This is a genomic window from Lyngbya sp. CCAP 1446/10 (genome assembly GCF_026130175.1).
GTDB lineage: Bacteria > Cyanobacteriota > Cyanobacteriia > Cyanobacteriales > Microcoleaceae > Microcoleus.
This window is the reverse complement of record NZ_JAIGNI010000004.1, coordinates 76,316-94,171: the sequence shown is the minus strand read 5'-3', so window position 1 is coordinate 94,171 and position 17,856 is coordinate 76,316. Positions and strand designations below refer to the sequence as shown.

The 17,856-nt window shown below is 45.4% G+C and carries 12 protein-coding genes and 1 tRNA gene; 9 read left to right on the top strand and 4 right to left on the bottom strand.

The window, feature by feature from the left end:
• Positions 1-9 precede the first annotated feature (9 nt).
• Positions 10-138 carry a hypothetical protein gene (locus K4039_RS03090; RefSeq protein WP_265233659.1) on the top strand — a complete coding sequence of 43 codons (129 nt, stop codon included), beginning with the start codon at positions 10-12 and terminating at the stop codon, positions 136-138.
• Positions 139-226: 88 nt separating this feature from the next.
• Here K4039_RS03090 and K4039_RS03085 read toward each other — a convergent pair whose 3' ends face one another.
• The 3 genes from K4039_RS03085 to K4039_RS03075 form a co-directional block, all read right to left on the bottom strand.
• Positions 227-1,435: a glutathione S-transferase family protein gene (locus K4039_RS03085; RefSeq protein ID WP_265233658.1), complete on the bottom strand. Its 1,209-nt coding sequence runs from the start codon at positions 1,433-1,435 to the stop codon at positions 227-229.
• A 293-nt stretch (positions 1,436-1,728) separates the two neighbouring features.
• The gene (locus tag K4039_RS03080) at positions 1,729-2,664 is read right to left on the bottom strand and encodes a tetratricopeptide repeat protein (RefSeq protein ID WP_265233657.1); all 936 of its coding nucleotides are present in this window, start codon (positions 2,662-2,664) and stop codon (positions 1,729-1,731) included.
• Positions 2,665-2,821: 157 nt separating this feature from the next.
• Complete coding sequence (locus K4039_RS03075; protein WP_265233656.1) at positions 2,822-6,034, bottom strand: hybrid sensor histidine kinase/response regulator; 3,213 nt, start codon at positions 6,032-6,034, stop codon at positions 2,822-2,824.
• 393 nt (positions 6,035-6,427) lie between these two features.
• Between K4039_RS03075 and K4039_RS03070 the strand changes: the two genes are divergently transcribed.
• The 3 genes from K4039_RS03070 (at position 6,428) to kaiC (ending at position 9,726) form a co-directional block, all read left to right on the top strand.
• A complete protein-coding gene (locus tag K4039_RS03070; RefSeq protein WP_265233655.1) occupies positions 6,428-7,375 on the top strand; it encodes a circadian clock protein KaiA in 948 nt (315 codons plus the stop codon).
• 329 nt (positions 7,376-7,704) lie between these two features.
• Positions 7,705-8,019, top strand: coding sequence for a circadian clock protein KaiB (gene kaiB, locus K4039_RS03065; RefSeq protein WP_265233654.1), 315 nt, complete (start codon positions 7,705-7,707; stop codon positions 8,017-8,019).
• Between the two features lie 144 nt (positions 8,020-8,163).
• On the top strand, positions 8,164-9,726 hold the full coding sequence (gene kaiC / locus K4039_RS03060) for a circadian clock protein KaiC (RefSeq protein ID WP_265233653.1): 1,563 nt from the start codon (positions 8,164-8,166) through the stop codon (positions 9,724-9,726).
• Positions 9,727-9,860: 134 nt separating this feature from the next.
• Here the strand turns inward: kaiC and K4039_RS03055 are convergent.
• Positions 9,861-9,933: transfer RNA gene (locus tag K4039_RS03055), tRNA-Arg, on the bottom strand.
• A 372-nt stretch (positions 9,934-10,305) separates the two neighbouring features.
• Between K4039_RS03055 and K4039_RS03050 the strand changes: the two genes are divergently transcribed.
• The 5 genes from K4039_RS03050 (at position 10,306) to K4039_RS03030 (ending at position 17,821) form a co-directional block, all read left to right on the top strand.
• A complete protein-coding gene (locus K4039_RS03050) occupies positions 10,306-13,173 on the top strand; it encodes an ATP-binding protein (RefSeq protein ID WP_265233652.1) in 2,868 nt (955 codons plus the stop codon).
• Positions 13,166-14,602 (top strand): response regulator, encoded by a 1,437-nt coding sequence (locus K4039_RS03045; RefSeq protein WP_265233651.1) that lies wholly within the window; start codon positions 13,166-13,168, stop codon positions 14,600-14,602. Before K4039_RS03050 ends, K4039_RS03045 begins: the two co-directional genes overlap by 8 nt.
• Positions 14,603-14,730: 128 nt before the next feature.
• Entirely contained in the window at positions 14,731-15,126 is a 396-nt protein-coding gene (locus K4039_RS03040) for a response regulator (protein ID WP_265233650.1), read from the top strand.
• The gene (locus K4039_RS03035; protein WP_265233649.1) at positions 15,123-17,732 is read left to right on the top strand and encodes a PAS domain S-box protein; all 2,610 of its coding nucleotides are present in this window, start codon (positions 15,123-15,125) and stop codon (positions 17,730-17,732) included. The genes K4039_RS03040 and K4039_RS03035 overlap by 4 nt, the downstream gene beginning before the upstream one ends.
• Positions 17,699-17,821, top strand: coding sequence for a hypothetical protein (locus tag K4039_RS03030; RefSeq protein ID WP_265233648.1), 123 nt, complete (start codon positions 17,699-17,701; stop codon positions 17,819-17,821). Before K4039_RS03035 ends, K4039_RS03030 begins: the two co-directional genes overlap by 34 nt.
• Positions 17,822-17,856: the final 35 nt, after the last annotated feature.

Genomic DNA, 17,856 nt, shown 5'->3' with positions numbered 1-17,856 from the left:
GCCCAAGCTATGATTAAGTTGATTTTTGAGTCCGATTATCGATCGCAATTACCGCAGCTCAAAGTACCGACACCGATTCTCCAGGCGAAGCATCACCCAGGCGTACCTGTGGAAGCCCGTCCCGAATATGCAATTTAAATGCTCAACAGCTTATTGTGGTAAGGACGGAACATTTAAAGGTCAGTCGCTGCATTAAGAATCCCCATACCTCGATAGTTGGGGAGTGTCAAACAAAGTTAGCCGGATCTTGATCCCGCCGGTGCTTCACGGGAATAGGCTCGCCTTGGCCCTCACCCACGATGGCCGCAGTTTCCTCTAAGCTTTCCCTCAGCCGCTTGGCCGCGTAAATTGACATATCTCTGGGCACATTTACCCGATCGCGCAAATACCGCAGGGCCGTATCAGAACCAGCCGGCGGCGTACAAACTTCGCTAGTCATCATCAAAGTTAAAGCACAGCGCAGCGCTTCATCGAACAAATTGTCGTCAGCAGGGTTGACTCGAATGATGTTTTGGCGATGCTTGATGACGCGGTGGAGTGCTTCAGCGCGGGAAGTTTCCGGTTCTGGATACATCACATCTGGTAGTCCGGCCCAAGGCCCATTATCCACGCGGGCTTTGTTGAGTAGCATCTGGGGTTCGCCGTTTTCCCAGCAGCCGCCCATCTGAGGCGGTAAATCATGGACGTGGGTGTGGAAATCGCTCTGAGTGCCGCGATAGGTGGGGCGACTTTCCATCCCCGCAAACCAGTCAGCAAATCGCGGGTTTTCTTCTCGCAGGGAGTATCCTTTGTAGTAGTAAAGACTGGCATTCATCCGTTCGACGTAGGGCGTAAAAATTACATCGACTGTGCCAAATTCATTCAGGAAATAAGGGCCGGGCGTGCGCGAGAGTGCTGCTTCCACTTGAGCGACAACGCTGGTGAATTGGTTGCGGTTGCGCTGGTCTGCTCCGCCTGAACTGACGCGGCACAGCCAAGTGCACCAAGCACTAAACAGCATTCGCTCTAGCTGTCGCAGGGGAAGGACTTGGGGGTTTTCCATGCCCAAACCCAAGGGGCCGAAGGCTTGTTCTAGGGCGATTAGGATATCATCGCTTTCGGTAATAATGTGGCCGTCTAGCTCGATCGCGGGTAACATTCCCGATCGCACTTTGCGCTTGTACCAGTTCTCTTTTTCCCCATAGCAGAACATGGTAACTTTGTCAATGCGATAGGGGATTTGTTTTTCTTCCAACCACAGCCAGATTTTTTGGCAATAGGGACACCAGGCATGATTGTCGCGGTACAGTGTGACTCTCACGTCGGATTCGGGCTGTCCGAAGAGGCGCAAGCGGGCTTGAGAGTTGGTTGGCCCGTTGACGGTATCTACTTGAAAGTCTGTGAGTGTTTCTAGTTCTGTCCAGCTTAGGGGGGCGATCGTGGCGGTGGATGTCATAGGTGATACTATTTTAGATTTTAGATTTTAGATTTTAGATTTTAGATTGGGGATTAACTGGTTTAACTGGTTCCAAGGCTCTGCCTTGGAATCCATATCAGCGAGGCTCTGCCTCGGCTGGAAAAAAGGAGGCAGAGCCGACCGATCTGCGTTACCAAGCACAGCCTAGTAACGAGTAGAAATATTGGTGCGATATTCGGAAGTGTGTGATTGATGCTGTTGAAACATATTACATCTTGCTCAGCTAAAAAATGCTCTGAGGACTTCAGTCCTCACGACGAACCTAACTAGAATTAGGGCGATGTATCGGGCAATGGTGGGGCGTCTTGAATTGCAGTAAGTGCTGCTTTAATTTGGGGAGTGGCCAGGAAGCTTTGGGTGGCTGCGATTAGGCGATCGCCCCAGAGGTTTTCTTTGAGAAAAGTTACTGTGGTATAGCGTCTGTCCAATTTCAGGGCGGCCTCTCCCAGGGCTAAACCTTTTTCTTTGTCGCCTTTGGTGTAGAGTGCTACTGCTAGAGCTAGCATTGGTTCTGCTGCTTTGTCGTCGATCGCGATCGCTTCTTGCCAGCGACGAATGGCGCCATCGACATCTCCCATTTCGTATTTGACTAATCCGATATTGTTGATAGCGGGCCAGAGTTTTTTTTCTAAAGCAAAGGCTTTTTCATATTGGGCGATCGCCTGATCGAACCGCTTCAGCTTGTAAAAAGCATTGCCCAAATCAAATAATGCGCCCGGAGTCTCTGGCTTTATTTTCAACCCTGCTTGCAAATATTCGGCTGCTTTCTCATAATTTGCTTGCCGAAAGTAAGCTTCTCCCAAGACAAATTTAATTGAGGCATTTTCTGGCGCCAGAGATTGAGCTTGCCCCAAAGCTTCAATGCCTTTGTCAAACTGCTCGATTTGAAGGTACAAGCTGCCTAACAAAGTCCAAGTTTGAGCATTCTTGGGGGCTAACTGCGTCGCAAGTTCGGCACTGGGGACGGCGAGTTGGTACTGCTGGAGTCTGGCTAGCTGGACGGCTCGTTCTGCAAGGCTCAAGGCTGTCTGTTCGAGCCCGGTCGAGTCGATTTGCAGGGTGTAAGGCAGAAGTGCCTGTGCCACAACAGGCTTGGGCATTGTCCACAAACCGAGTGCGAACACCAGAGATATTAAAGGAATGCGATTAGGCACTGTACAGCCCCAGAAAAAAGTATAATGGTTTCTCGATCGCCTATAATAACTCATTTTTTTGATTTTTGATATTGCTTCTTGACTCGCAACGCTTCCTACTTTTGATTTTAATAGTCCCAAAATTCTGTTGCACACTCAAGAATAATAGTTTTGATTCACTGCTTTTTAGCGGACTAAAGTCTTCACTACGAACCGGATAAATTCTTCTATTTTAGGAACTTGAGTGAGTTAATAAAGTCTGTTGAATTTTGTCCAACAATTGTGCTGCTGACAAGGAAGAAGGTAAAATTTTGGCAGATACTTCTTGCAACAAAAAGTCGATCGCCTCAGATTCCAAATTTACAGTAGACCGATCGTCCCAGACTAAAATTGGCAGTTTTACTGCCATTTGCCGCAGGTTCGATAGCGCCTGCAACATAGCGGGGGATTCTGAGGGGGCGTCTCGCAAGCACAGCAACACTAAGTCAACGCTTTGATATTGCAACTGCTGCAAAACTTCTGTCCAGCAGGGAGCGATCGCCCCTCGAAATCCTGCGGTTTGGATGTACTGAATCAAAGCTTGAAAGTTGGGAGTAGAAAACTTGGAATGGGGTATGGGAATCTCGGCTTTTGTCGATCGATCGCCATTTTCCAATTCTGCCGTCGGGTTCCCCCCAGCCACGCGGTGCAAGTCCGGTAAAGTCGAAATGTCAGCAAATAAAATGCTGGGCTTCCAACTCATGCCCGCAGCTACTTGAATCACTTGCCACAACGCAGAAGCTACCAACCCCGTGCCATCGGGACTACTGGCTGCCAAACAGGGAAATACCGACAATCCTTTGACTTGATTTGCCAGTTGCGTAGTTGCGGGGTCTAAAGTCACCAAGGGGAGAGAACCCAAAGTTCGAGACCGACTTAACTGTTCGATAAAAGCTAAGGGGTTTTGCAGTTGACTTGTACTGTCCAAGACGATCGCATCAGGCCGCCAAATTCGCGCTACGAGTTCTGCTTGGCCGAGGTCGTCTGCTTCCAAAACGCGGCAGTAAGTGGGGTTTAGCAGTAAAGCAGAACCTTGAGAGGAACTGTTTTGCGGGCTGATCCACAACACAGTTAAAGAACTCCTCACCTTCTGGGTACTGGCATCGGGGTGGCCGATCGAGTCTAGTAAGCGCCGCAAAGCGAATTCTTCCACTGGCAAGCTCAAAAAGCCTTCGGCGCGGTTAACAGAAGCCCGTTCTTTTTCCCCTCTGGTGGCTGTGACGATCGCCGGAATCGATCGAGTATCTGGATCGCTCTTGAGCAGCGTCAGCACGTCCCAGCCGGACAGCAGCGGCAGCAACGGGTTGAGAAAAATCGCTTCGGGACTGAACCTGCGCGCTTTTTCCAGCGCTTCGGTGCCGGAACGGGCGACTATTACTTGGTAGCCCAAACCGGAGAGGACGTTGGTTAAATCTTCGATATATTTGGGAACTGCTTCGACTATTAATACTAAACGAGAGCGAGAATTGGCGATCGGAGTTTGATATTTTGGTTGTAAAAATTCTCCCTCGGTGGCTGTACCTGCTGGGGATTCTTCCCCGCTATTTCCCGGAGGATTTGGCGGCAGCAACAAGGTAAATTCAGAGCCTTGGTTTTCTGAGGAAATAAACGAAACGTCTCCGCCGTGGAGACGGGCGAGCCGTTGAGTCAGTACCAATCCCAGTCCGGTTCCTTGAAAGCGCCTGGTAAGCGGGCTTTCAAGTTGTTGGAATTTCTGAAAGATCAGGTGTTGTTTGTCGGCAGGAATGCCGATGCCTGTGTCCCAAACGGTGAATGCGAGCCAGCCTTCCCAAACATTTACTTTTAATCCGATTTTGCCACCAACTTCGGTGAATTTTAGGGCGTTGGCAAGCAGATTGACGAGCATTTGTCGCAGCCGCAGTTCGTCGGCAATCAAATAGTTCAGTCCGGGTTCTATTTCGAGTGTAAATTCGATTTCGGTCGATGGTTCTTCGGAAGCTGCGCCGTCGGTTTTGCTCGGCTGGGGAGTGGATTTTTCTTCTTGTTGCAGTTGTTTTGCTTGTTCAAAGGCTCTTTTGCAGGTGGCTGCTATTTCGACTGGTTCGAGAATTAGTTCTAGCTGCCCGGTTTCCATTCGGGTCAAATCTAAAATGTCGTTAACTATTGTCATCAAATGCCGCCCGCTTTTATGGATTAGTTTGGCGTAGCGTGTTTGGCGATCGTTTAGTTCTCCGATCAATTTATCTTTGAGTAGGCTTGACAAACCGAGAACGGCGGTGAGCGGGGTTTTTAGTTCGTGGCTGATGCAGGATAAAAATTCGTCTTTGAGTCGGTTGAGGTGGATTAAATCTGCGTTTTTGGCGGCTAGTTCTTTGGCAACTAACTGTTCTTCGGTGACATCTTGTCCCATGACTAAAATTAGGTTGTCCGACAGCGGTTGCTTGACAAATTGCCAGATCCGTTCTTGACCTTTTTGTACAGGACAATCACAAATATATGTGTCTGGTTTGCCGGCGGTGGGGCACCAAGCTGGAGCGGTTAAGGTTGATGGGCAGGCGGCGGCGTACAGGGGTAGCGAGCAACTGGTGGCGGCTGTTGAATCACGCGCGGCGAAGCTATCCCGCAGTCCATCGCCCGATCGACCTACTCCTACTAAGCTCTTGCACTCTTGGGCGATCGCTTCTACCTGGGCGCTCGTGTATTCGGTTGTTAAATGGCTTGGTTTGTGGGGCGAGTGTTTGCCCAAATTTGCTGCTGGTTCTGGAACTGGTTCTGGGCCTGCTCCCAGCAAAATCCGCCACGCTGCGTTTTGACTGACTATCTGTCCGGTGGGGGTTTGCAATCTCAGGGGTAGGGGCAGTTTTTCGAGCAGTTGGACTAGGGAGTTGAGGTTTTCCGAGGGTTTCAATCCTGCTTCTAGAAAGCGCACTTGAGCACGGGCGGTGGCGATGGCTGCGGAAACGGGTATTAATTCGATTTCTTTGACTGCTGTTGGCTGCGCTGTCAGGCTGCTGTTTGCGGCGAATTGCAGCAGGCTTAGGCTGTCTAACAGTCCTAAAAATTGACCGCTAGCATCTGTGAGGCCGATCGGGATTTTCGAGAAACCGCCGACGGTTTGGCTACTTGCTGGGGTGTTAAGTTCCTCTGTTTGCAGGTACTGCCAGAATTCACTGATGCTCAGAGTGGCAGATACTATTCTGATCGGCTCGATCGCGATCGAGCTTTCTGACAAAGGTTGCTCCCAGTCGTTTGTGCGATCGAGTCCATCAGCCCAAAGGCTGTGCAGGTAAACTAATCCTAGCGGCTGTAGCTGTTCGTTGACTACTGCGACTCGATCGCAATTGCCCTCGCTGAAAATTGACCGCAGCGATCCTAGTGCCGCCGTGAGTCGGCACAGTGGCACTGGCTCGATAAAGTTCTTGAGGCTGGGACTGATGGTTGGCATAACAAACCTGAGAGTCTACTATCAATAGCAGTAATATTTTTGATACCCAATGTAGCTGCCGATTTTTGTATCTTATTTGTTTTATACCAGTTCGCTATCTCGCACGGGATCGGCACTTAAGCCTGCGAATTCTATGCCTGCAACTGATTTGAGGCGACTATCACTTATTTTAAGCCTTAAGCTTAATTGCAGAAATCAGGCTGAGGGATCATTGAGGCACGGAGAGATTAAACTTTGATGATCCCTCCGATCAAAGGTTGCTACCAATTTTGCTGTTAAGATTGGTTAAATCAATGTTGCAATAATTGTTAAAATATTAAGTGTTTTGTAAAGGAGATATCAACTCTGAGCGATCCAGCACTTTCAGCAAATGCCGGTGTTTCACCTACAGCTTTGCTTCCCCAACTGTCGATCGGTATTTTTGTCCATTCTGAGAAAATCGCAGGCTGTGCGATCGAGCTTTTGACGCGCGAACGTTATACTTTAACGCACATTAAATCGCCGGTGGAGTTTTTGGGATTCCTGAAGCACAATTACCATGTCGATTGTTTGGTTGTTGAGGTAGATGGAGATCTGCGCGAGTTCCTGAGCAAGCTGCAAGCACGATCGCTCTTTTTGCCTGCTGTGATTTTTTCGCCCCACCCCGGGGAAGATGGAAGGCTAGAAGCACCACCTTCGGATGGTTTTGAGGCCGCAGCCAGTAGATCCCAGAAGAGTCAAGACGAAAGTTGTGCTTTTTTTTATCACCCGGCTGAGGTGCAACTGGCGATCGATCGATCGACTGAAATAGCTGCAAGTATCGATCGGGCGATCGCCCAATTTCTCAAACTTTCAACTCCGGTTCCTGTCAATGACCAATCCGCAAGCATCGATGCCACGGCCCAATTGACTGCTCAAAGTTTGCTCAGCCGACAGCAGCGGCGGCTTGCGGAAAAATTACGGGAGCGATTAGGATACTTAGGCGTGTATTATAAAAGAAATTCCCAGGTTTTTTTGCGAAATCTGTCTGGGCCAGAAAAGCAAAAGTTTTTGGAGCAACTCAAATCAATTTATCGCGAAATCGTTTTGAATTATTTTTCTGAAGATACTGCGGTCAACAATCAAATCGATGAATTTGTGAATTTAGCTTTTTTTGCTGACGTTCCCGTGACTCAAGTTGTAGAAATTCACATGGGATTGATGGACGAATTTGCTAAACAGCTAAAATTAGAAGGGCGCAGCGAGGAAATATTGCTGGATTACCGATTGACTCTCATTGACGCGATCGCTCACCTGTGCGAGATGTATAGGCGATCCATTCCGAAAGAGCCATCTCAAGTTCAGTTGAAAGTTGAAAGTTGAAAGTTGACAGCTTGCTCGAAGAGCGCAGTCGAAGGGATGAGGGCGACCTCTACCTGGAAGTCCCAGGATTGGAGTAATGAATAGTCTGATTTTAATTTCTCCCTACAAGGGTTCCGGCTTTAAACCAATTCTTTCTGGAAGAAGGAAGAAGGAAGAAGGAAGAAGGAAGAAGGAAGAAGGAAGAATTTAACAAATAAGAAAGGAGAAGAGAGCCGGCAGCGCGATCGTGATGCTGAAATTATTATAAAATAACAAAGAACAGCGGATTTAAGACAAATAACAACTACAACTAATATCTGACAACTAATACTCAACATTATAAAAAGTTCATGAGTCCTCTGAAGAAAACCTACATTCTCAAGCTGTACGTTGCCGGGAATACTCCCAACTCAGTACGAGCTTTGAAAACCCTAAAAGACATCCTAGAACAAGAATTTCAAGGAGTCTACGCGCTGAAAGTCATCGACGTTCTCAAAAATCCTCAGCTAGCAGAAGAGGACAAAATTTTGGCAACCCCGACTCTAGCGAAAATCCTGCCACCGCCGGTGCGAAAAATTATTGGCGATTTGTCCGATCGCGAGAAAGTTCTGATAGGATTAGATTTGCTCTATGAAGAACTCCGCGAAGAAGACCTGAATTCATAAGACAATCAGGTGACAGTCATTAGTCCGCAGTCCGCAGTCATTAGTTATCGAGCAACAGCCCAAACTAAAAATTGAGTACAAAGACTCATGAGCTGCGGTTAATGAGTAACAACGAAATAATACTGAAAATTGACAAAAATCGAAATGAATGAAAGTAGTCAAACGCTGCAACCAGAAGGATTTGTAACGGCAGGAGTTGAAAAAATTCGCACGATGATTGAGGGTTTCGATGACATCAGTCACGGCGGAATGCCCATTGGCAGAACCACTCTAGTCAGCGGCACATCAGGAACGGGAAAAACTTTATTTGCCGTACAATTCATCTATAACGGAATCACCCATTTTGACGAACCTGGAGTGTTCGTAACTTTTGAAGAATCTCCCACAGATATTATTAAAAATGCTTGCAGTTTCGGTTGGGATTTGGCACGGTTAATAGACGAAGGTAAGCTATTTATTTTGGACGCTTCACCCGATCCCGAAGGTCAAGATATCGTCGGAAATTTTGATTTATCTGCCTTAATCGAGCGAATTCAGTACGCCATTCGCAAGTACAAAGCCAAGCGCGTTTCTATAGATTCAGTGACAGCCGTATTTCAGCAGTACGAAGCTGCCTCTGTAGTGCGCCGAGAAATTTTTCGCTTAGTGGCGCGCCTCAAACAAGTAGGCGCAACTACAGTTATGACTACCGAAAGGGTGGAAGAATACGGCCCGGTGGCGCGGTTTGGAGTGGAAGAATTTGTATCGGATAATGTGGTAATTGTTCGCAACGTATTGGAAGGAGAACGCCGCCGCCGCACCATCGAAATTTTGAAGTTGCGCGGTACAACTCACATGAAGGGCGAATATCCTTTTACGATGACTAATGACGGTATTAATATTTTTCCACTGGGGGCGATGCGATTAACTCAAAAGTCTTCTAACGTGCGGGTTTCTTCCGGCGATAAAATTCTCGACGAGATGTGCGGCGGCGGGTTTTTTAAAGACTCGATTATTTTGGCTACGGGTGCGACGGGAACCGGCAAAACGCTGTTGGTAAGTAAGTTTTTGCAGAATGCTTGTATGAACGGAAATCGGGCGCTGCTGTTTGCCTATGAAGAGTCGCGAGCTCAGTTGTTCCGCAATGCTTATTCTTGGGGCATTGATTTTGAGGAAATGGAACAAAAAGGACTGCTGAAACTGCTATGCACTTACCCAGAATCTGCGGGTTTGGAAGACCATTTGCAGATGATTAAATCAGAAATTGCTGAATTCAAACCTTCTCGAATTGCCATAGACTCACTTTCGGCTTTAGCTAGAGGTGTCAGCAATAATGCTTTCCGGCAATTTGTGATTGGGGTGACTGGTTTTGCAAAGCAGGAAGAAATTACTGGCTTTTTCACGAATACCAGCGACCAGTTTATGGGTTCTAATTCGATTACGGACTCCCATATTTCTACGATTACTGACACGATTATCATGTTGCAGTATGTAGAAATTCGCGGGGAAATGTCGCGGGCACTTAATGTGTTTAAGATGCGCGGTTCGTGGCACGACAAAGGGATTCGGGAATACACAATTACTGAAAATGGCCCGCAAATTAAAGATTCGTTCCGCGGTTACGAACGGATTATCAGCGGTTCTCCGACTCGGATTACGGTTAATGAGAAGAGTGAGTTATCGCGGATTCTTCAGGGTGTGCAAGGTCAAAACGATGACGATATTTAATAGTGAACAGTATGCTTGTAGGTGGCGCGGCGCGCACCGCTGTGGTGTGAGTTCGCCCAAACAGCCATCACTTCTTAACCATTGGTCATAAAAAAAGATCGATCGTTCGCGATCGATCTTTTTATTCACTTAAATGAGCACGGAGGGACTCGAACCCCCGACCCTCAGGACCGGAACCTGATGCTCTATCCACTGAGCTACGTGCCCTCGACTTTTGCGAGTATAGTCCGACTATAACACGTCTTGCGGAAAATGGCTAGTGGATCGAGCAAATTCGATCGCCTGTCTCCAAACCACTGGGCTGATGGGGTGCAAATCGCGCTTCCAGCCTGCATCAGGCAGTTCTCACAGCCACAGACGGTCAATTTTACGTAAATTTTCCAAATAATACGACAATGGGTAAAATAATAGACTTTAACATAGCAAAATTAGGCTCACAGTCGATCGGCGTTAAGCATCTACAGTCGCTAAGTTGACCCGCATCAATGCCCTCTAGCTAGCCGGCTATAAATGCTGCTGCTGTTAAGACAAGCTCTGCAAAGACGGCTTTAAACTAAGTTCACTAAACCTGTAAATCTTATGGTCTCTAAAATTTTAGATAAATTACCGCTGCGAACAGTTCTCATAGTTCCATTTGTACTGCAAATCGTGGGAGCAGTGGGACTGGTAGGATATTTGTCTTTTAGAAACGGACAAAAAGCAGTTAATAACCTTGCCAGTCAGTTAATGAGCGAAGTAAGTTTGCGTGTCGAGCAAAACCTGCAACTTTACCTGAACACTCCCCATCAAATCAATCAAAGCAAGCTCGATACTGTCAAACTGGGCTTGTTAAAAATGGAAAATTTATCAGATTGGGAGAAATATCTTTGGCGACAAGTACAATTATATCCTTATATAAATTTTACGGCTGTTGGCAACAAGAAAGGAGATTATAGATCAGGAGAACAACTGTCTAACGGTTCCCGAACCATGAATGTGATAGAGAAATCTACCGGATTCAATTTTTATTCTTACCATACGAACGAGCGAGGCGATCGCACTACCGTAGCAACAGTTGTCAAGGCTGTTGACAATCGGCAACATCCTTCCTACAAAGCTGCCGTAAAAGCAGGCAAACCCACTTGGAGTTCGGCTTATGTTTCCTTCCTAGAACCGACATTAATTATCAGCGCTATCCAACCTGTATACAGCGACAAAAATCAGCTAGAAGGAGTATTAATTGCTGCCTTACGTCTCGACTATATTGGAAGATTTCTCAACAGTCTCAAAGTTGGCAAATCCGGTCAAACATTTATTATCGATCGCCAAGGCACTTTATTAGCAACTTCCACCCCCGAAAAACCGTTTCGCACTCGTGGCAATGAAAAACAATTATTTAAAGTCGAAGAAAGCAGCAACCCTTTTACTCAAGCAACAGGTAAATACTTGACTGCACATTTTAGGGAATTCAACAAACTTGAAAAAGCGGAGTTATTAAACTTTGAAATAGATGGCAAACGACAATTTTTAAAAGTCCTGCCGTTCCAAGATGGCAAAGGTTTAGACTGGCTAATTGTAGTAGTTGTTCCCGAAGCAGATTTTACCCAAGAAATCGATGGCAATACCCGCACGACGATTTGGCTGTGTTTCGCAGCTTTAGTAGTAGCTGTCTCTATTGGCATTCAAACTTCTCGCTGGGTAACAAATCCTATTTTGCGCTTAAATACAGCAGCAAAAAATATCGCTAAAGGTGAATGGGACACCACAGTAGAAAGTCAACGCTCCGACGAATTGGGGGAATTAGCCAAGTCATTTAACAGCATGGCTCAACAACTGCAACAATCTTTTGAAACTTTAGAACAGCGAGTGCGAGAGCGGACTGCCGAATTGGCTGTAGCTAAGGACAAAGCCGAAGTAGCAAATCAAGCTAAAAGTACGTTTCTAGCCAATATGAGTCACGAATTGCGATCGCCCCTGAATGCAATTCTCGGCTTTTCCCAACTGATGACTCGCAGCCAAACTCTATCCCCAGAACATCAAGAAAATATTAGCATAATTAACAGCAGCGGAGAACACCTGCTCACCCTGATTAATAACGTGCTCGATTTATCTAAAATTGAATCGGGGCGTACCACTCTCAATCCCAAAAAAATCGACCTCTATCGCCTGCTCAATGACTTAGACGATATGTTTCAACTTAAGGCAGATGACAAGCACTTGCAGTTAGTTTTTGACCACAGTCCAGACGTGCCACAATACATAGAAACTGACGAGTTGAAGTTACGACAAATATTGATTAATCTCCTCAATAATGCTCTTAAATTTACAAAAAATGGCGGTGTCATTGTCAGAGTCAGCAAGCAGTTAGACGGTCTAATTCAGCAAGAAGAATCAGCAAAAAAAAATACATCAAAAGACTATAAAAATACAGAAAAAATAGCAATTAATGGTGTTAAAACATCCCATTTAAGTCATTCAGAAAATGCGAGTTATGCAGCCCACAATGACCATTCAGCTTCTGCCTATTCCTTCTTCCTCCATTTTGAAGTCGAAGATACTGGGCCTGGTATTTCTGCCAATGAATTAGACAATCTTTTTGAAGCTTTCGTGCAAACCCAGACAGGCAAAGATTCGCAAGAAGGTACAGGTTTGGGATTGCCAATTAGCCGCAAGTTTGTGGAATTAATGGGGGGCGAAGTGAGCGTCAGTTCTGCTGTCGGTAAGGGGACTAATTTTAAATTTGACATTCAAGTTGTTGCAGTCGATGTGGCTGATATTGAAGTCCCAAAACTGATTCGCAATGTGATTGGCTTAGAACCAAATCAACACCCCTATCGAATTTTGATAGTAGACGATAAACCGCTCAACCGCCAACTGTTAATAAAACTTCTCAATCCTCTGGGCTTTGAACTGAAAGAAGCTACTAACGGTCAAGAAGCTATTGACATTTGGGACAGTTGGGCACCGCATTTAATTTGGATGGACATGAGAATGCCCGTGATGGACGGCTACGAAGCAACAAAACACATTAAAGGCACGATTAAAGGTCAAGCTACCGCGATTATTGCGCTGACTGCGAGCGTTTTGGAGGAAGAAAGAGCAGTTATTTTGTCGGCTGGTTGCGATGCTTTTATGCGGAAACCTTTCCGGGAAGCGGATATTTTCGATGCTATGCACAAACATATCGGAGTGCGCTATATTTATGAAGATCCGGGTCAAGCTAACTTATCGGTAATCAAAGAGCGCGATCGCGAAATGACTGCGACTGACTTCGTGAAATTGCCTGAGTCGCTGCTAGGGGAGTTAAAGCTGGCAATCCTAAATGCAGATATGGATTTGATTGAAAGTGCGATCGACCAAATTAGATTAAAGGATACAGTAACGGCTGCTGCGATCGCCAATTGTATAGAAAATTTCGAGTACGACAAAGTTTTAAAGTTAATCTCTCAAGCAACATCACATGAATAACGACATTCCTAGCACAGATCGCGGTAATATTTTAGTAGTTGACGACACCCCAGCTAATTTGCGACTGCTAGCCGGAATTTTGAATGGCAAGGGCTACAAAGTCCGCCCCGTACCTAGCGGCGAGTTAGCGCTTTCGGCAGCAAAAGGTATGCCGCCCGATTTAATTTTGCTGGATATTATGATGCCCGAAATGAATGGGTATGAAGTTTGCGAAAAAATCAAAGCTGATGAACGCACTCGCGACATTCCGGTGATTTTTATTAGCGCGATAAATGACGTACTAGATAAAGTCAAAGCCTTTGCTGTCGGCGGAGTAGATTATATTACCAAACCCTTTCAGGTGGAAGAGGTTCTAGTGAGGGTAGAAACGCATTTAGCCATGTGCCAATTGCAAAAAAAACTTAGACATAAAAACGATGAACTGACAGTCACTTTAGAGCAATTGCAAGCAACTCAGGAGCAATTAGTTCAATCAGAAAAAATGGCTGCATTAGGGCAACTGATTGCAGGCATTGCTCACGAAATCAATACGCCACTGGGGGCGATTCGATCGTCTATTGGCAATATTACCAGCTTTTTGGATAACAATATCGAAAGTTTGCCAGTTTTTTTTAAAGAATTGTCAGCCGAACGCCAGAAGGATTTCTTGAGTTTAATGTACAGTTCCCGCCAACAAAATCACTCTTTATCTACGCGAGAAAAACGGGAATTTAAAAGAGGCGTGAAGCAGGAACTAGATTCGGCAGGGATTGATAATGCTGACAGCCTTGCTAGCATTTTAGTAAATATCGGATTGCAGGGAAACCTGCAAGAATTTTTGCCGTTGCTCAAAGACCCTGATAGCGAAAATATTATCAAAACCGCCTACGATTTTGCTAGCATTCAGAGAAGTGCCCGAACCATCGCTACCGCTACAGAACGCGCTGCAAAAGTCGTCTTTGCCCTGAAGAGTTATGCGCGTTACGATGTAAATGGCGAAAAAATAGAGGTGAATATTACTGAGGGAATTGAAACTGTATTAACTCTTTATCAGAACCAGCTAAAGCAGGGTGTGGAAATCGTCAGAAACTATCAAGATCCATTGCCTGCGGTACTGTGTTATCCCGACGAACTCAATCAAGTTTGGACAAATTTAATTCATAATGCCTTACAAGCGATGGACAATCAAGGAACTTTAACAATTGACGCCTTTCAGCAAGATACCAACGTTGTTGTAAAAATTACCGACACCGGAAATGGAATTTCACCGGAGATTTTGCCGAAAATTTTTGAACCATTTTTTACTACGAAACCAGCGGGAGAAGGCAGCGGATTAGGATTGGATATTGTCAAAAAAATAATTGGAAAACATCAGGGTAAAATTGATGTGGAGTCGGTGCTCGGTAATACTGCATTTACAGTGTCTTTGCCGATGAATTTAATTGAGTAGGTAAAGCGTCCCATACTTCAGTCTGGGGCTAAAAAATTGCAATCTACCTACGCAGAATGTAGAATTTGGAAAACGGTGTGCTTACCCATCGGGGTTCACCCTGCCAGACTAAAGGAGGAAAACTAGCGATGTCTAAACCAGCAATTTTGTGTGTTGATGATGAAGTAGCGGTGTTGGAAAGTCTGGAAATTGAACTGCAACAGGCATTTAACGGTAAATATCTTTGCGAATTTGCTGAAAGTGCTGCCGAAGCACTGGAGATTATTCAAGAGCTATGTGAAGATGAGATTAACATTCTAGTAATTGTCTCTGATTGGTTGATGCCCGGAATGAAAGGAGATGAGTTGCTGATTAAAATTCATCAAAAATATCCGCAAATTGTGACAGTGATGCTGACGGGCCAAGCAGATAAGGAAGCAATCGAACGCACAAAAGCTCACGCAAATCTTCATGCTTTTATACAAAAACCCTGGCAAAATCAAGAATTAATTGAAGCGATTAAGTCTGGTCTAGCAAAGTTATGAAAAAACCAGTTATTATTTGTGTCGATGATGAGCAGACTATACTCGATAGTCTGGAAATAGACCTGCTAAAAGCCTTTGAAGATAAATATTTAATTGAAACTGCCCAAAGCGGCGAAGAAGCTTTGGAGTTGCTGTCTGAACTTTTAGCAGAACAGTATGAAGTTCCTTTGGTTATTTCCGATCATATCATGCCGAATATGAAAGGAGACGAGCTATTGAGGAGCGTTCATGCTATCTCGCCGAACACTCTCAAGATCATGCTGACAGGGCAGGCTGATTTGGAGGCGGTAGCTAATGCTATAAACTATGCTAAATTGTACCGATATATACCTAAACCTTGGCAATCTGATGACTTAAAATTAACTGTTACTGAGGCAATATATAAATATTTTCAAGATAAACAATTAGCTGAAAAACAAGTAGAACTTCAGGAGATGAATCAGGAGTTGGCAAAATTAAGCCGCAAGCAGGCGATGCTGATTGCTAAACTCCACGAGAACGAAAGTCGGTTGACGCAATATCTGGAAGCTATGCCATTGGGTGTGTGCGTGCTGGATGCGAATGGTCAATCTTTTTACGCAAATCAGAAGGCGCGGGAGATATTTGGTAAAGGCACTGTGCCACATATTAATTCGGAGCAGAAAGCAGCAATTTATCAATTTTATAAAGCCGGAACTAATCAGAGATGTCCTGTGGAAGAGTTGCCAATTATGCAGGCGCTCCGGGGCGAAACAGTGCGGACTGAGGGTGTAGAAATTCGGACTGGGAATAAGGTTATTCCGGTGGAGAGTTGGGCGACTCCTATTTATGATTCTATCGGCGATATTTGCTACGGGATTATTGCTTTTACTGATATTACGGAACGCAAGCAAGCTGAAACCGCGCTGGTGCAAGCTGAAGAGAAGTATCGCCAGATATTTGAAAATGCTCTTGAAGGTATTTTTCAGACTGCACCTGATGGAAAGTTGCTCAGCGCTAATCCTGCTCTGGCTCAAATTTACGGCTATGATTCCCATGAAGAATTGATCGCAAGTGTTAATGATATTCAGCGGCAATTGTACGTGCAACCGCACCGCCGTCAAGAGTTTTTTGCGCTGATGGAACAGTACGGTACTGTGTCTGAGTTTGAGTCGGAAGTTTACCGCCGAGATGGTAGTATTATCTGGATTTCTGAGGACGCGCGCACTGTTTTTGATGCTAGTGGTGAACTGCTTTACTATCAGGGTTTTGCTGAGGATATTACTTTGCGAAGACTGGTTGATGTGGAACGGCTGAGGTTTACGAATGATTTGGAAAAAGCTTTGGTAGCTGAAGAAAAGTTAAATGAAGCGCTGTTAGAAAGCGAAAGTCGGCTGACTCAATTGCTGGAAGCTGTGCCTGTGGGTATATTTGTGGTAGATGGTATGGGGAAGCCTTGCTACATGAATTCTTGGGCTGAGAAAATACTTGGCAAAGGCTTAGTTTCTGATGTTAATTCTACCAATTTGCCGGAAGTTTATCAAACTTACTACGCCGGAAGTAATGAGCTTTATCCGGGCGAAATGCAACCGATTAGGCGGGCGCTGCGGGGAGAAGTGGTACACGCTGATGATGCAGAAATTCACCGCCCGGAGAGGATTGTGCCGATCGAGGTTTGGGCGACTCCAATTTACGATGAACGGAAAAATATAGTTTATGCGATCGCAGCTTTTCAAGATATCACAGAGCGTCAAGAGGTAGAAACCGAGCGCCGCCAATTCACAGACGAGTTGGAAAAAGCTTTAGCAGCGGAAGAAAAATTAACAGATGCTTACGGGCGGTTCGTGCCGCACCAATTTCTCCACTTTCTGGGATATGAAAGTATTCTGGATGTAAAACTAGGCGATCAGGTACAGAAAGAAATGTCGGTGCTGTTTTCAGATATTCGCGATTTTACGGCTCTTTCTGAACTGATGAATCCCGAAGAAAATTTTCAATTTATTAATGCTTATTTGTCGCGGATGGAACCCGCAATTACTGAAAATTTTGGGTTTATTGATAAATACATCGGCGATGCAATTATGGCGCTGTTTAATGGCAGTGCGGATGATGCTGTGAAAGCTGGAATTGCGATGCTAGAACAGCTTAATGATTATAATAGTAGTCGCAGTCAGCCCGATCGCCCACCGCTGCAAATTGGCATTGGGATCAATACAGGTTCTTTGATGTTAGGCACGGTTGGCGGCCAAAATCGGATGGATAGCACGGTAATTAGCGATGCGGTAAATTTAGCCTCCCGCGTGGAAAATTTGACAAAAGAGTATGGAGTTTCGATGTTAATTACTCATAATACTTTTATACAGTTGACCGATGTTTATGATTTTAGATTGATCGATCGCGTTACAGTGAAAGGCAAATCGCGCATGGTCACAATTTATGAAGTATTTGCAGCAGATCCGCCGGAGTTGCGACAGAAAAAGTTAGAGACAAAGACAATCTTTGAGCAAGGTTTGGTCTTCTACAATAGTGACAGGTTTGTCGAAGCTACAAGATTGTTTTCGGCGTGCCTGCAAGTCAATCCTAGGGATAAGGTAGCTCAAATTTATATGCAGCGATGTGTGAAACGGGCGATCGCTCCGGCACAATGAAGGAAGAAGGAAGAAGGAAGAAGGAAGAAGGAAGAAGGAAGAAGGAAGAAGGAAGAAGGAAGAAGGAAGAAGGAAGAAGAAGGCTTTAGTTATCGTCGCGAGAGAAGGAAGAAGCAATCGATCG

Bases quoted from the DNA above. Each gene is read 5' to 3' on its own strand.
- K4039_RS03045 (WP_265233651.1), top strand. From the start codon at position 13,166: ATGAATAACGACATTCCTAGCACAGATCGCGGTAATATTTTAGTAGTT.
- K4039_RS03085 (WP_265233658.1), bottom strand. From the start codon at position 1,435: ATGACATCCACCGCCACGATCGCCCCCCTAAGCTGGACAGAACTAGAA.
- kaiB (WP_265233654.1), top strand. From the start codon at position 7,705: ATGAGTCCTCTGAAGAAAACCTACATTCTCAAGCTGTACGTTGCCGGG.
- kaiC (WP_265233653.1), top strand. From the start codon at position 8,164: ATGAATGAAAGTAGTCAAACGCTGCAACCAGAAGGATTTGTAACGGCA.
- K4039_RS03040 (WP_265233650.1), top strand. From the start codon at position 14,731: ATGTCTAAACCAGCAATTTTGTGTGTTGATGATGAAGTAGCGGTGTTG.
- K4039_RS03035 (WP_265233649.1), top strand. From the start codon at position 15,123: ATGAAAAAACCAGTTATTATTTGTGTCGATGATGAGCAGACTATACTC.
- K4039_RS03080 (WP_265233657.1), bottom strand. From the start codon at position 2,664: ATGAGTTATTATAGGCGATCGAGAAACCATTATACTTTTTTCTGGGGC.
- K4039_RS03030 (WP_265233648.1), top strand. From the start codon at position 17,699: ATGTGTGAAACGGGCGATCGCTCCGGCACAATGAAGGAAGAAGGAAGA.
- K4039_RS03050 (WP_265233652.1), top strand. From the start codon at position 10,306: ATGGTCTCTAAAATTTTAGATAAATTACCGCTGCGAACAGTTCTCATA.
- K4039_RS03075 (WP_265233656.1), bottom strand. From the start codon at position 6,034: ATGCCAACCATCAGTCCCAGCCTCAAGAACTTTATCGAGCCAGTGCCA.
- K4039_RS03090 (WP_265233659.1), top strand. From the start codon at position 10: ATGATTAAGTTGATTTTTGAGTCCGATTATCGATCGCAATTACCGCAG.